Source organism: Streptomyces sp. NPDC001606, from assembly GCF_053596835.1.
This window is the reverse complement of record NZ_JBSFHC010000007.1, coordinates 251,231-263,684: the sequence shown is the minus strand read 5'-3', so window position 1 is coordinate 263,684 and position 12,454 is coordinate 251,231. Positions and strand designations below refer to the sequence as shown.

The 12,454-nt window shown below is 74.0% G+C and carries 13 protein-coding genes; 8 read left to right on the top strand and 5 right to left on the bottom strand.

What is annotated here, in order from left to right; all coding sequences use genetic code 11:
• Positions 1 to 27: 27 nt before the first annotated feature.
• Positions 28 to 603, top strand: a complete 576-nt coding sequence (locus ACWCV9_RS16475; protein WP_450787269.1) for a TetR/AcrR family transcriptional regulator — start codon at positions 28 to 30, stop codon at positions 601 to 603.
• A 155-nt stretch (positions 604 to 758) separates the two neighbouring features.
• Here ACWCV9_RS16475 and ACWCV9_RS16470 read toward each other — a convergent pair whose 3' ends face one another.
• Genes ACWCV9_RS16470 through ACWCV9_RS16460 form a run of 3 tightly spaced genes read right to left on the bottom strand, consistent with a single transcriptional unit; the run spans position 759 to position 3,523 of the window.
• Positions 759 to 1,040, bottom strand: a complete 282-nt coding sequence (locus tag ACWCV9_RS16470) for a hypothetical protein (RefSeq protein WP_385848143.1) — start codon at positions 1,038 to 1,040, stop codon at positions 759 to 761.
• A gap of 47 nt (positions 1,041 to 1,087) precedes the next feature.
• On the bottom strand, positions 1,088 to 3,265 hold the full coding sequence (gene malQ / locus ACWCV9_RS16465; protein ID WP_450787267.1) for a 4-alpha-glucanotransferase: 2,178 nt from the start codon (positions 3,263 to 3,265) through the stop codon (positions 1,088 to 1,090).
• Positions 3,266 to 3,523, bottom strand: coding sequence for a hypothetical protein (locus tag ACWCV9_RS16460; RefSeq protein WP_450787266.1), 258 nt, complete (start codon positions 3,521 to 3,523; stop codon positions 3,266 to 3,268). It abuts the gene before it with no gap.
• A gap of 190 nt (positions 3,524 to 3,713) precedes the next feature.
• Between ACWCV9_RS16460 and ACWCV9_RS16455 the strand changes: the two genes are divergently transcribed.
• The 3 genes from ACWCV9_RS16455 to ACWCV9_RS16445 are packed head-to-tail and all read left to right on the top strand — an operon-like array spanning position 3,714 to position 6,309.
• Positions 3,714 to 4,247 (top strand): PadR family transcriptional regulator, encoded by a 534-nt coding sequence (locus tag ACWCV9_RS16455; protein WP_450787264.1) that lies wholly within the window; start codon positions 3,714 to 3,716, stop codon positions 4,245 to 4,247.
• Positions 4,244 to 4,939 carry an ABC transporter ATP-binding protein gene (locus ACWCV9_RS16450; RefSeq protein ID WP_450787262.1) on the top strand — a complete coding sequence of 232 codons (696 nt, stop codon included), beginning with the start codon at positions 4,244 to 4,246 and terminating at the stop codon, positions 4,937 to 4,939. The genes ACWCV9_RS16455 and ACWCV9_RS16450 overlap by 4 nt, the downstream gene beginning before the upstream one ends.
• Complete coding sequence (locus tag ACWCV9_RS16445; RefSeq protein WP_450787260.1) at positions 4,936 to 6,309, top strand: FtsX-like permease family protein; 1,374 nt, start codon at positions 4,936 to 4,938, stop codon at positions 6,307 to 6,309. Before ACWCV9_RS16450 ends, ACWCV9_RS16445 begins: the two co-directional genes overlap by 4 nt.
• 119 nt (positions 6,310 to 6,428) lie before the next feature.
• Here the strand turns inward: ACWCV9_RS16445 and ACWCV9_RS16440 are convergent, their stop codons facing one another.
• Entirely contained in the window at positions 6,429 to 6,965 is a 537-nt protein-coding gene (locus tag ACWCV9_RS16440) for an HNH endonuclease (RefSeq protein ID WP_385848149.1), read from the bottom strand.
• Positions 6,966 to 7,281: 316 nt separating this feature from the next.
• Here ACWCV9_RS16440 and ACWCV9_RS16435 point away from each other — a divergent pair, with 316 nt between their 5' ends.
• Together ACWCV9_RS16435 and ACWCV9_RS16430 are read left to right on the top strand one after the other, a co-directional pair.
• Positions 7,282 to 8,391, top strand: a complete 1,110-nt coding sequence (locus tag ACWCV9_RS16435) for a mechanosensitive ion channel family protein (RefSeq protein WP_450787258.1) — start codon at positions 7,282 to 7,284, stop codon at positions 8,389 to 8,391.
• 158 nt (positions 8,392 to 8,549) lie between these two features.
• A complete protein-coding gene (locus tag ACWCV9_RS16430) occupies positions 8,550 to 9,170 on the top strand; it encodes a Uma2 family endonuclease (RefSeq protein WP_450787257.1) in 621 nt (206 codons plus the stop codon).
• Here the strand turns inward: ACWCV9_RS16430 and ACWCV9_RS16425 are convergent.
• A complete protein-coding gene (locus tag ACWCV9_RS16425) occupies positions 9,160 to 9,687 on the bottom strand; it encodes a hypothetical protein (RefSeq protein ID WP_450787255.1) in 528 nt (175 codons plus the stop codon). The two genes, ACWCV9_RS16430 and ACWCV9_RS16425, sit on opposite strands and share 11 nt — an antisense overlap.
• Before the next feature lie 150 nt (positions 9,688 to 9,837).
• Here ACWCV9_RS16425 and ACWCV9_RS16420 point away from each other — a divergent pair, with 150 nt between their 5' ends.
• Entirely contained in the window at positions 9,838 to 11,058 is a 1,221-nt protein-coding gene (locus ACWCV9_RS16420; RefSeq protein WP_450787254.1) for an ROK family protein, read from the top strand.
• A gap of 48 nt (positions 11,059 to 11,106) precedes the next feature.
• On the top strand, positions 11,107 to 12,453 hold the full coding sequence (locus ACWCV9_RS16415) for an ABC transporter substrate-binding protein (RefSeq protein WP_450787252.1): 1,347 nt from the start codon (positions 11,107 to 11,109) through the stop codon (positions 12,451 to 12,453).
• Position 12,454 lies beyond the last annotated feature (1 nt).

Genomic DNA, 12,454 nt, shown 5'->3' with positions numbered 1-12,454 from the left:
AACACCAGTTGGCCTACGCTCGTAGGTATGACCGCCGCCCCCTCCAGCCCCGCCCGCCGCTCCGACGCCACCCGCGCCGCCATCCTCAGCGCCGCCCGCGAGCGCTTCGCCGCCGACGGCTACGAGCGGGCCACCATCCGGGCCATCGCCAAGGACGCGCACATCGACCCGTCGATGGTGATGCGCTACTTCGGCACCAAGGAGGGGCTGTTCGCGGCGGCCGTCGCGCTCGATCTGCGGCTGCCGGATCTGCGGCAGGTGCCGCGGGAGGAGGTCGGGCGGGCGCTCGTCGGCCACTTCCTGGACCTCTGGGAGGAGAACGAGGAGCTGCGGGCCGTCCTGCGGGTCGGCGTCACCAACCCGGCCGGGGCCGAGCGGATGCAGGGCATCTTCCGGGAGCAGCTGCTGCCGGTGGCCCGCCAGGTGTGCCCCGACCCGGAGCAGGCGCCGGCGCGGGCGGCGCTGTGCGCGTCGCAGGTGCTCGGGGTGGCGCTGACCCGCTATGTGCTGCGGCTGCCGCCGGCGACGGCGCTGTCCCGCGAGGAGCTGGTGGCGTGGCTGGGCCCGACCGTGCAGCGGTATCTCATCGCGCCGCACCCCTGAACCCCGGCGTAAAAGCCCGTAAAGCTCATATAGCCCGTAAAGCCCGTAAAAGGAGGGGCAGCAAAAACGCCGGGGGCGCCGGTCTCACCCCGGGTACGGCATACGCGCGCACCCCGGGAGGACGGGCACCCCCGGCGGAAGAACCGTGGCTCCGGTCAGGCCTTCGCGCCGGCGCCGGGCTTCACGTTGATGTTGGACGACGTGGTGTCGCTCTTCTTCCGGGACTTGTCGAGCACCATGACCAGGCCGGCGATGACCGCGAACAGCGCGATCGGCAGGAGCACGTACAGGCCCAGCGTCTGGGCGACGCTGAGGCCCGGGCCGGGGTCGTCACCGTCGTCGCGGGTCAGCGCGAGGGCGGGGGACGACATGAGCAGCATCATCAGCGTCGTACCGGCGGCCAGGGCGCCGGCGCGCAGGGCGTTCTTCTTGTCCACGGAATCAAATTAGCGAACCGGTCTCGGGCCCGCGCGTCCGGGGTGCCTTAGGAAGATCCCCCCGCGTCCCGGTCACCGGGCCGCCCGGACTGGTGGAGTACCCGCAGCAGCGCCCGCAGCCGGGGTGCGGCCACCAGCTCTTCCAGAGGCACCGGGCGGCCCTCGCCGTCGGCGATCGGGAGCCGCCAGTTGGGGTACTGGTCCCAGGTTCCCGGCAGGTTCTGCGGGCGGCGGTCGCCCACGCCGTCGGGGAGCCAGACGCCGATCAGCCGGGCCGGGGTGCGCAGCAGGAAGCGGTGCAGGGCGCGGATCTCCTCCTCCTCGTCGGAGCCGGGCGGCCCGGCGGCCGGGCTGTCGAGGAGCCCGAGGCTGCCCAGCAGAGCGAGCCACTCGGCGGTGTCGGCGACAGCCTCGGTGCGCTCCTCGGTCGCGGGGCGGGTGAGCAGCCCGAGCCGGTCGCGCAGCTCCACGTGTTCGCCGGTGAGCCGGGCCGCGGTGGGCGGCAGATCGTGGGTGGTGGCGGTGGCGAGGCAGTCGGCGCGCCAGCGGTCCGGGGGCAGCGGGCGGCCGTCGCCCTCCCAGTCCCGTTCGAACCACAGCACGGAGGTGCCGAGCACCCCGCGCCGCTGGAGGGTCTCGCGCACCCCGGGCTCGACGGTGCCCAGGTCCTCGCCGATGACGACCGCGCCGGCCCGGGTGGCCTCCAGGGCGAGCAGGGCGAGCATGGCCTCGGCGTCGTAGCGGACGTACGTGCCCTCGGTGGGCGGGCTGCCCTGGGGGACCCACCACAGCCGGAACAGGCCCATGACGTGGTCGATGCGCAGCGCGCCGGCGTAGCGGAAGAGGGCACGCAGCAGCTCGCGGTAGGGGGCGTGGCCGGTGGCGGCGAGCCGGTCGGGGCGCCAGGGCGGCAGGCCCCAGTCCTGGCCGCGGGCGTTGAAGGCGTCCGGCGGGGCGCCGATCGACATGCCGGCGGCGAAGACGTCCTGCTGGGCCCAGGCGTCGGCGCCGCCGGGGTGCACGCCGACGGCGAGGTCGTGCACGATCCCGACGGGCATGCCGGCCTCGCGGGCGGCGCGCTGGGCGGCGCGCAGCTGGCCGTCGGTGAGCCAGGCGAGACGGCTGTGGAAGGCGACCCGGTCGGCGAGGTCGGCGCGGGCGCGGGCGGTCTCGGGCGAGCGGGGGTCGCGCAGGGCGGCGGGCCAGGCGTGCCAGTCGGAGCCGTGGATCTCGGCGAGGGCGTACCAGGTGGCGTGGTCGTCGAGGGCCTGGCCGTGGGCGGCGCGGAAGTCGTCGTAGGCGGCCTGGCGGCCGGGGGGCAGGGGGACGCGCAGGACCGTCTCCAGCGCCTCCCGCTTCAGTTCCCACACGGCGTCGCGGTCGATGAGGGCGCCCTTGTCGAGGACGGCGGCGCGGAGCCGGGCGGCCCGGTCCAGCAGGGTGCGCAGGGTCTCGGGGTCCTCGGCGTAGGCGTACTCGGGGATGTCCTCGATGCGCAGATGGACGGGGTCGGGGAAGCGGCGCGAGGAGGGCCGGTACGGGGAGGGGTCGGTGGGGGCGCCCGGTACGGCCGAGTGCAGCGGGTTGACCTGGACGAACCCGGCGCCCGCGGTGCGTCCGGCCCAGCCGGCCAGCTCGGCGAGGTCGCCGAGGTCGCCCATGCCCCAGGAGCGGTGGGACAGCAGGGAGTACAGCTGGACGAGGAGGCCGTAGGAGCGGCCGGGCGGGGCGGGCAGCCGGTCCGGGGCGACGATGAGGTAGGCCTGGTCGGTGCGTCCGTCGGGGGCGTGGGCGGTGACCCGGTGCACGCCCGGCGGGAGGTCCGCGGTCCCGGTCTGCTGCTGCCCGGTCTCCGTCTCGACGGTCAGCCGGGTGCCGGCGGGCAGCGCGGTGAGGGCGGCGGGCTCTTCGGCGCCGGCCCACCGGACCAGGGTCGGGGGCAGCAGGCGTGCGCTCAGCTCGCGTTCCCGTGCGGCGAGCGCGGTGCGTACGGCGTCCGGGCCGGCGGCGTCGACGCCGAGGGCGGCCAGCGCGGCGACCACGGCGGAGGCGGGGACCTGGACGGTACGGCCCGGGGCGGGGCTGTAGGCGGTGGCGACCCCGTGCAGTGCGGCGAGCCGGGCGAGGTCCCCGTCCGCGAAGTCCCCGAAGTCGCCGGAGTGGCCGGAGTCCCTGATGTCGCCGGAGTCGCCGGAGTCCGTGAAGTCCTCGGACGCCGCGGCCATCTACGCCCCCATGCCGAAGGCGTCGGACTCGCTGCTCAGGGGGGTGGTGTCGACGAGCGGGGGCTCGCTGGTCAGCGGGGTGGCGTCGGCGAGCGGGGGCTCGCTGGTCAGGGGTTCGGCGGCGGGCAGGGGCGGTTCGCTGGTGAGCGGGGCCTGCGCGCAGGCGCGCTCCGCGCTGAACGCGCACGTCTGCGCGCCCCCGGGTTTCTGCTCCTGTTTCCACTGGGCCGGGATCGAGAGTCGGACCGATGCGGGCACGGGGTCTCCTTCGTCGGTGGGCCGGGGTCGCCGGCCGGATGGGGCGGCTTTGAACGGGTTACGGCAGGCCTACCCCGTGTCGGCGAGGGCACTCCCTCGGACGCCCGAACGGGAAAGGCGGCGGGTCGCGGACGGAACGCACGCCGATCACTATTCACTCAGTACATGTAGCGAGTGCATAATGATCGGCATGAGCACCCGTCACATCCTTCTGGGGCTGCTCGCGGCGGGGCCGAGCCATGGCTACGACCTCAAGCGACGCCACGACGAACGCTTTCCGCAAGCGCGCCCGCTGGCCTACGGGCAGGTCTACACGACCCTGCAACGGCTGGTCCGGGACGGCCTCGCGGAGGTGGCGGGCACCGACGCGGACGGCGGTCCGGAGCGGACGCTGTACCGCTCGACCGAGGCGGGGTCCCGGGAACTGGGCCGCTGGGCGGCCGAGATCACCCCGCCGGCGCCGTTCGTGGCGAACGAGATCTTCGCCAAGGTCGTCGTGGCGATCCTGTCCGGCGGCGACCCGGCCGCCTACCTCGGCGCCCAGCGTGCCGCGCACATGGAGCGGATGCGGCAGCTCACGGCGGTGAAGACCGGCCCGGGCGCCGACCTGGCGACCGTGCTGTCGGCCGACTACGCCCTCACCCATCTCGACGCCGACCTCCGCTGGATGACGACCACGGCGGCCCGGCTGACCACTCTGACCGCGGAGGTCGACTCAGCATGAGCAACGGGGACAGCGGCGCGCCACTTCTGGCGGCCCGCGAGCTGACCAAGGCGCACGGCAGGACGGAGGCCCTGCGGGGTGCCTCGGTCGAGCTGGGCGCCGGCGAGATCCTCGCCGTGACCGGCGCCAGCGGCAGCGGGAAGTCCACCCTGCTGCACTGCCTCGCCGGGATCGTGCGGCCGGACTCGGGTGCGGTGACGTACGCGGGTCGGCGGCTGGACCGGCTGCCGGAGAAGCGGCTGGCCGAGCTGCGGCGGACCGAGTTCGGGGTGGTGTTCCAGTTCGGGCAGCTGATCCCGGAGCTGACCGCGCTGGACAACGTGGCGCTGCCGATGCTGCTCGCCGGTGCGTCGCGGGCGGACGCCCGGGCGCGGGCCGCCGAGTGGCTGGAGCGGTTCGGGCTGCGCGGGCAGGGCGAGCTGCGGCCGGGCGAGCTGAGCGGCGGGCAGGCGCAGCGGGCCGCGCTGGCGCGCGCCCTCGTCACCGGCCCGAAGGTGGTCTTCGCGGACGAGCCGACGGGGGCGCTGGACTCGCTGGCGAGCGAGCAGGTGATGGCGGCCCTGGTGCACACCGCCCGCGAGGCGGGGACGGCCGTCCTGCTGATCACGCACGACGCGCAGACGGCGGCGTACGCGGACCGCGAGGTGCGGCTGAGCGACGGCGCGGTGCTGCCGGCGGGGGTGGCGGCATGAGCAGCACGCAGGGGGGTCTGGGGGCCGATCTGCGGCTCGCCTGGCTGCTGACCCGGGGGTCGGACCGGCGCGAGTGGTGGCGGGTGGGGCTCACCGCCGCGGGTGCCGCGCTGGTCACCGGGATCGGGCTGGTGAGCGTCACGCTGGCGACCCTGGACGGGTACTACTCCGTCCCCGTCGGCGCCGGTCTGCTGAACTCGTCCAGCGACCGCGCGGGCGTGGTCTTCGCGCTGCTTCTGCTGCTGGTCCCGGTGCTCGGCTTCCTCGGCCAGTGCGCCCGCGTCGGCGCGGTGCACCGCGACCGGCGGCTGGCCGCGCTGCGGCTCGCGGGTGCCGGTGCCGGGCAGGTGCGGCGGATCGCGGCGCTGGAGGCGGGGCTGGCCTGTCTAGCCGGTGCGGTCCCGGCGACGGTCGCCGCGGTCGTCGTACTGCTGCGGGTGTGGTCCGCTCCGCAGCCGGTGACCTGGGCAGGGGTGGCCCTGGTGGCCGTCGCCGTGCCGGTGCTGGGCGCGGCGGTGAGCGCGCTGGCGCTGCGCCGGGTGGTGGCCTCGCCGCTGGGACGGCTCCGGCGGGTGCGGTCCACGCCGGGTCCGGGGCGGGCCTTCCGGGTGGCGACCGTGCTGCTCGTGCTGCTGGTGGCGGGCACGCTGGCCGCGCCGTTCGCGGTCCGCCCGGCCGGGTTCCCGCTCGCCCAGCTGACGGTGCTCTTCCTGACGCTGCTGGTGGGGGCCGGGGCGGTGTGGCTGACCGGCGGCACCTCCCGGCTGCTGGGGCGGGTGTGCGCCGCACGCGCCGAGCGCCCGGCGCTGCTGATCGCGGCGGAGCGGCTGCGCGACGACCCGTGGGCGGCCGCCCGCAGCCACGCGGCGGTGCTGCTGGTGACGGTCGTCGGCACCGGGTTCGTGGGGGTACGGCAGGCGCTGCTCGCCGCGCTGCACCGGGCCGGGCCCGACAGTCTCGCCGCCGACCCGTCGTACTACACGACGGGGCTGGACCTGAGCGGCGCGGCGATCCTGGTCGCCCTCGGGCTGGTGCTGTCCGGGCTCGCCGTCGGCACGGCCGAGTCCGTCGCCACCCGGCGCCGGGGCCTGGCCGCGCAGACCGCCGCCGGGGTGCCGCAGTCGGTGCTGCGCCGGGCGCTGCTGCTGGAGACCGCGCTGCCGCTGGCGCCCGCGGTGCTCCTGGCGGGCACGGGCGGCATGGCGATCGGCCTCTGGTACGGCGTCCTGACCGGCCACGGCACCCTGCCGGTGCCGTACGCGGCGCTGCTGGTACCGGTCGCCGTGTACGCCGGCTGCCTGCTGGCCGCCGCCACCGCACTCCCCCTGCTGCGCCGCGCGCTGCATCCGGCCGAGCTGCGCTACACGTGACCGCGTGTCACTGCATGACGGTCCGGCCCCGGGGGCGCGGGGGGCTCCCGGGGCTGGACACCCGATGACCGCGACGACGCCGGCCGCCGGTGGGCCGGGGTGCGCGAAGGCCCGGACCGTCAGGCGGAGATGCCGTCGATCCGGGCCATGGCGTCGTCCGCGCCGTACGGCTGCAAGTAGGGCAGCCAGCGCGGGTCCCTATGGCCGGTGCCGATGATGCGCCAGGCCAGTCCGGTGGGCGGGGCGGGTTTGTGGCGCAGCCGCCAGCCCAGCTCCACGAGGTGGCGGTCGGCCTTGACGTGGTTGCAGCGGCGGCAGGAGGCCACCACGTTGTCCCAGACGTGCTTGCCCCCGCGACTGCGCGGGATGACGTGGTCGACGCTGGTTGCGACGCCACCGCAGTACATGCACCGGCCCCCGTCGCGCGCGAAGAGCGCTCGGCGGGTGAGCGGGACGGGCCCCCGGTAGGGAACCCGGACGAATCGCTTGAGCCGGACCACGCTGGGTGCGGGGAGGGTGACGGTTGCGCTGTGCATATAGGCGCCGGATTCCTCGAGGGCTACTGCCTTGTTCTCCAGGACGAGGACGAGCGCGCGGCGGAGCGGTACGACGCCGAGTGGCTCGTACGACGCGTTGAGGACCAGGACATGCGGCACGGGTGCCTCCTTGGGCGTCGGCGGCGCGTGGCTCGCGCCGGGACGATCTGAGGTCAGTCTCCCCTCATGGCTGGTGAACGCGCCACCATGTCCCGGTAACGGGCTGGGAGTGTTTTCGACCACAGGGGATTCATCCCCCGGATCATGGCCTGTTCAAGCCGGGGTGAGCCGCGTCTCTCCTGGGCCTCCCCTTTGCGGATCCGCGCGGTGCACACACAATGCCCCGTTAGTGTGGTGGTCCTGTCCGGCCGGTGACCTTTTCGTGACCTTGACCGCCCCACCGGCCGGACCGCGCAGCACCTTGGAGGTACCTGCCGTGTCGTCCTTGCCCGCCGTCCTGCTGGCCGCCGGAGCGTCGCCGACCCCGTCCCCCTCCCCGTCCGAGACCGCACCGGCCGTGCCCTCGTTCCGGGACGCGCAGGACAGCGCGACGAACGCGGCCAGCTGGGTCGAGCAGAACTGGTCGACCTGGCTCGCGATGGGCTTGCAGATCCTGCTGATCGTGGTTGTCGCGGTGGCGCTGCGCTCGGCGGTGCGGCGGGCGATCACCAAGCTGATAGACCGGATGGGCCGCACCGCGCAGGCCGTGGACGGCACCGCGCTGGGCGGGCTGCTGGTCAACGCGGAGCGGCGCCGGCAGCGGTCGGCGGCGATCGGCTCGGTCCTGCGGTCGGTGGCGAGCTTCCTGATCCTCGGCACGGCCGCGCTGATGGTGCTGTCCACCTTCAAGATCAACCTGGCGCCGCTGCTGGCGTCGGCGGGTGTCGCGGGTGTGGCGATCGGTTTCGGCGCCCGGAACCTGGTCACCGACTTCCTCTCCGGTGTGTTCATGATCCTGGAGGACCAGTACGGCGTCGGTGACGTGATCGACGCGGGTGTGGCCACCGGCGAGGTGATCGAGGTCGGGCTGCGGGTGACCAAGCTGCGCGGCTCGGACGGCGAGATCTGGTACGTCCGCAACGGCGAGGTCAAGCGGATCGGCAACCTCTCCCAGGGCTGGGCGACGGCGGGCGTGGACGTCACCGTGAAGTCGTCCGAGGACCTGGACCGGGTCAAGTCCACGCTGGACGACGTCGCGGAGCGGATGAGCAAGGAAGAGCCCTGGAACGAGCTGCTGTGGGGCCCGGTGGAGGTCCTGGGCCTGGACTCGGTGCTGATCGACTCGATGGTGGTGCGGGTCTCGGCGAAGACGATGCCGGGCAAGGCGGTGACGGTCGAGCGCGAGCTGCGCTGGCGGATCAAGCGGGCGTTCGACGCGGCGCACATCCGCATCGTGGGCGGCGCGACATCGGTGGAGAACCCGGAGGACGCCCCCGACCCGGCGGCCGCGGTGGCGGCCCCCTCGGTCTTCGCCAACGCGGACTCCCCGCAGGTGGCGGCGACCACCCCGATCACGGCCCAGCGGGGGGCTCCACCGGCCAAGTAGACGGCCGACATGGGCGGCAGGGACAGCGGAACGGTTCAGCACGCTCGTTCGAGTGAACAGGTGGGGCATTCCGGCGCGTGGTGCGCACGGGGTGCCCCATCGTTGCGCGGGGGGCCCGAAGCGGGCTTAGCCTGGCATCAGCGTGACGAGGAGAAGCGATGAGCGCCGAACCGATCATGGAGCCGGTGATGACGCAGCTGGACCCCATCGACCTGTTGATCGCGTTCGAAGAGGCATCGCCGATGCCGATTCGGCCGGAGTATGTCGAGGGGACGGTCATCGCGCCGCCGCAGCCGAACGACCATCACAATCACGGCGCCGGAGAGCTGTTCTACCAGTTCCGGGTAGCCGGATTCGACCTTGTGGGGTTCGGCAACGGCTATCGCGCCGCCCACGAGGACGGCAGGACCATGGCCCTGATCATCCCGGACTTCTACGTCCGCCGTCGCCGAGCGACCGAACTCGACGAGTCGTACCGCAAGGCCAACAAGGGCTGGTACCCCATCGACATGATCGCCCTCGTCGGTGAAGTCACCTCCACCAACCACGAGACCGACACCGGCCCCAAGCTCCGCACCTACGCCGCAGTCGGTATCCCCGTCTACGTCCTCATCGACCGCCACTCCAAGACGGCCCACTGCTACACCGACCCCGTCCTCCCCGGCGACGACCCCACCGAGGCGTACTACAAGACCGACACCAAGGTCGCCCTCGGCGACCCCCTCCCCCTGCCCGCCCCCTACCCCGCCCTCGACACCGTCCCCTTCCTCACGGACTGACCAGCCGCGCCAGCTGGCACAGCGCGACGAACGCGCTCGCCCGGCTTCGCCCCGGGCCCCGCATCACCGCGTCGTCCGCCCAGACCCGCAGCAGCGCCTCCCCGGACTCCGGGTCGAAGGCCAGCGAGCCGGTGACCGTGCGTCGCCCCCGGAACGGCCGCCAGCCGAACTCGACCCGCTCCCCGTCCCGCACCTCGACGGCCTGTCCGGCCTTCGCCAGCGCCGTCCGCAGCCGCTCGGCCCGCTCCGCGGGGACGGTGTGCTGCTGTACGGCGTCGAGCGCGGCCGCGGTGACCGGGAGGCCGGTGCCCCGCGCGCCGCGCGCCAGCGCCGCGCACACGTACAGCGCGCCGAGCAGCCCCAGCACCGCCCAGACGAGCGGGACCAGGGTCACGTCCTCGACCAGCGCCCAGCCGAACCCGGCCTGCACGGCGTCCCTCAGGAGCAGCGCCACCAGCAGCGGCAGGAAGCTGCCCAACGCCGACAGCCACAGCCTGACCAGCAGCGCCCTGTCCATGACCCGTCCACCGTTCGCCGTAGGCCGTCGCGGTGACTATAGGGACCGGGATCCGGGGCGTATCCCTTGACGCCCCTTTACCGCTGCGCTTACGTTCCTCCCGTCGGGACAGGAAACTTTCCTAACAGTGGAAGGGCAGGTGTGGTTCCCATGGCAGGAACCGCCGGTACGCCGGGCACCCCGCGCGTCCTGCGCGCCATGAACGACCGCGCCGCCCTGGACCTGCTGCTGGCGCAGGGACCGCTCTCCCGCACCCGGATCGGCAAGCTCACCGGCCTGTCCAAGCCCACCGCCTCCCAGCTGCTGGCCCGCCTGGAGGCGGCCGGCCTGGTCCGGGTCACCGGCACCAGCGAGGGCCGGCCGGGCCCGGGCGCGCAGCTGTACGCGGTGAACCCGACGGCCGCGTACGCCGCCGGGCTGGACGTCACCCCGCACCGCATCCGCGCCGCCGTCGCCGACATCACCGGCCGCACCGTCGGGTCGTACGAACTGCGCACCCCCGGCCGGCGCCCGGCGCACCCCGTCGTCCGGCAGGTCACCGACGCCCTCGACGGCGCGGTGAAGGCGGCGGGGCTCGCGCGCGGCGATGTGCACCGGCTGGTGATCGGCACGCCCGGCGCCTTCGACCCCACCACCGGCCGGCTGCGCTACGCCTCCCACCTGCCCGGCTGGCACTCCCCCGCGTTGCTCGACGACCTCGCCGCCGCCCTGCCCATGCCGGTGGAGTACGAGAACGACGTCAACCTCGTCGCCCTCGCCGAACAGCGGCTCGGCGCCGCCCGCGATCACACGGACTTCGTGCTGCTGTGGAACGAGGAGGGCCTCGGCGCCGCCCTGGTCCTCGGCGGCCGGCTGCACCGGGGCTGGACCGGCGGCGCCGGCGAGGTCGGCTTCCTGCCGGTGCCGGGCGCCCCCCTGGTCCGCCGGGTGACCCGCGCCAACAGCGGCGGCTACCAGGAGCTGGCCGGCTCCCAGGCCGTACCGGAACTGGCCCGCGAACTCGGCGTCGGGGACATCCCGTCGGGGCCGCACCCCGAGGCGGCCGCCACGCTCCTCGCCCGCGCCGCCGACCGCGCCGACGGCCCGCACCGGGAGCTGCTCCAGGCCTACGCGACCCGGCTGGCCACCGGTCTCGCCTCGCTCGTCTCCGTGCTCGACCCCGAACTCGTCGTCCTCAGCGGCGCCTGCCTGACCGCCGGCGGCGAGGTGCTGCGCGGTCTCGTCCAGGCCGAGCTGGCGGAGCTGGCGGCGACCCGCCCCCGGCTCGTCCTCGGCGACGTCCGCGAACACCCCGTACTGCGCGGCGCCCTGGAGTCCGCGCTCGCGGCCACCCGCGACGAGGTCTTCGACACCTCGCGCCGCACCGGCTGAGGCATCCCCTGCCCCGTCCCCCGCCCGCCACCCGTGGGAGAGATTGTCATGCGCACAGCCATACCGAGACCCGTCCGGAAAGCGGCCCTCGCCCTCACCGCGGCCGCCGCGCTGCTCACCGCCACCGCCTGCACGGGACAGTCCGCCTCCGGCGCCACGGACGACCCCACGAAGGACACCACGATCACCTTCTGGCACGCATGGAGCGCCCCCGGCGAGGTCGCCGCGGTCCGCTCGCTGGTCGCCGGCTTCGAGAAGGCGCACCCCAACATCCATGTCCACGTCGTCGGCGACATGACCGACGACAAGATCAACCAGGCGCTGCGCTCCGGCGGCGACCGGGCGCCCGACGTCATCTCCTCCTTCACCACCAACAACGTCGGCAAGTTCTGCTCCTCGGGCGCCCTGGTCGACCTGAACCCCTTCTTCCACAAGTCCGGCATCGACCCGGCCGCCACCTTCCCCAAGGCGATGAACGAGTACACCCAGTACGACGGCGTCCGCTGCACGGCGCCGCTGCTGGGCGACGCGTACGGGCTGTACTACAACAAGACGGCGTTCCGGAAGGCCGGCATCGCCCGCCCGCCGCGGACCTGGTCGGAGTTCGCGGCCGACGCGAAGAAGCTGACCGTCCCCGACGGGGACTCCTACCGGCAGCTCGGCTTCATGCCGGACTACCACGGCTGGGAGTCCACCACCGAGCACTACCTCGCCCAGTTCTCCCCGGTGTACTTCGACCGGAACGGCAGGTCGAACCTCGCCCGGGATCCGGCGTTCGCGCGAGGCTTCACGCTCCAGAAGCGGCTGGTGGACGAACTCGGCGGATTCCGCCGGCTGGAGCGGTACCGTGCCACGCTCGGCGACGAGTGGGGCCCCCGGCACCCCTTCCACACCGGCCAGGTCGCCATGCAGATGGACGGCGAGTGGCGGCTCGGCATGGCCCTCGCCGCCAGGCCCCGGTTCGAGATCGGCGTAGCCCCGCTGCCCGTGCCCGACGACCAGGCGAGCCGGTACGGCAAGGGCTATCTCACCGGCACCGTCACGGGCATCGCCGCCACCAGCCACAAGCAGAACGCGGCCTGGGAGTTCGTCCGGTACATCACCACGGACACCGACGCCGTGGTCGGCTTCGCCAACGCCATCCACAACGTGCCCTCCACCCTGGCCGCGCTGAAGTCCCCCAAGCTGCGGTACGACCCCCGCTTCAAGACCTTCCTGGACATCGCCGCGGACCCGGACTCGACCACCACCCCCGCCTCCGTCAACGGCGGCCAGTACCTGGTGACGATCCAGCAGTTCGGCTACGCCTACGAAAGCGGCAAGGTCACCGACCTCCAGGCCGGTCTGCGCTCCACGGCCGCGCAGATCGACACCGACATCGCCCAGGCGAAGTAGC

Bases quoted from the DNA above. Each gene is read 5' to 3' on its own strand.
- ACWCV9_RS16445 (WP_450787260.1), top strand. From the start codon at position 4,936: ATGAGCAGCACGCAGGGGGGTCTGGGGGCCGATCTGCGGCTCGCCTGG.
- ACWCV9_RS16425 (WP_450787255.1), bottom strand. From the start codon at position 9,687: ATGGACAGGGCGCTGCTGGTCAGGCTGTGGCTGTCGGCGTTGGGCAGC.
- malQ (WP_450787267.1), bottom strand. From the start codon at position 3,265: ATGGCCGCGGCGTCCGAGGACTTCACGGACTCCGGCGACTCCGGCGAC.
- ACWCV9_RS16455 (WP_450787264.1), top strand. From the start codon at position 3,714: ATGAGCACCCGTCACATCCTTCTGGGGCTGCTCGCGGCGGGGCCGAGC.
- ACWCV9_RS16415 (WP_450787252.1), top strand. From the start codon at position 11,107: ATGCGCACAGCCATACCGAGACCCGTCCGGAAAGCGGCCCTCGCCCTC.
- ACWCV9_RS16430 (WP_450787257.1), top strand. From the start codon at position 8,550: ATGAGCGCCGAACCGATCATGGAGCCGGTGATGACGCAGCTGGACCCC.
- ACWCV9_RS16450 (WP_450787262.1), top strand. From the start codon at position 4,244: ATGAGCAACGGGGACAGCGGCGCGCCACTTCTGGCGGCCCGCGAGCTG.
- ACWCV9_RS16475 (WP_450787269.1), top strand. From the start codon at position 28: ATGACCGCCGCCCCCTCCAGCCCCGCCCGCCGCTCCGACGCCACCCGC.
- ACWCV9_RS16420 (WP_450787254.1), top strand. From the start codon at position 9,838: ATGGCAGGAACCGCCGGTACGCCGGGCACCCCGCGCGTCCTGCGCGCC.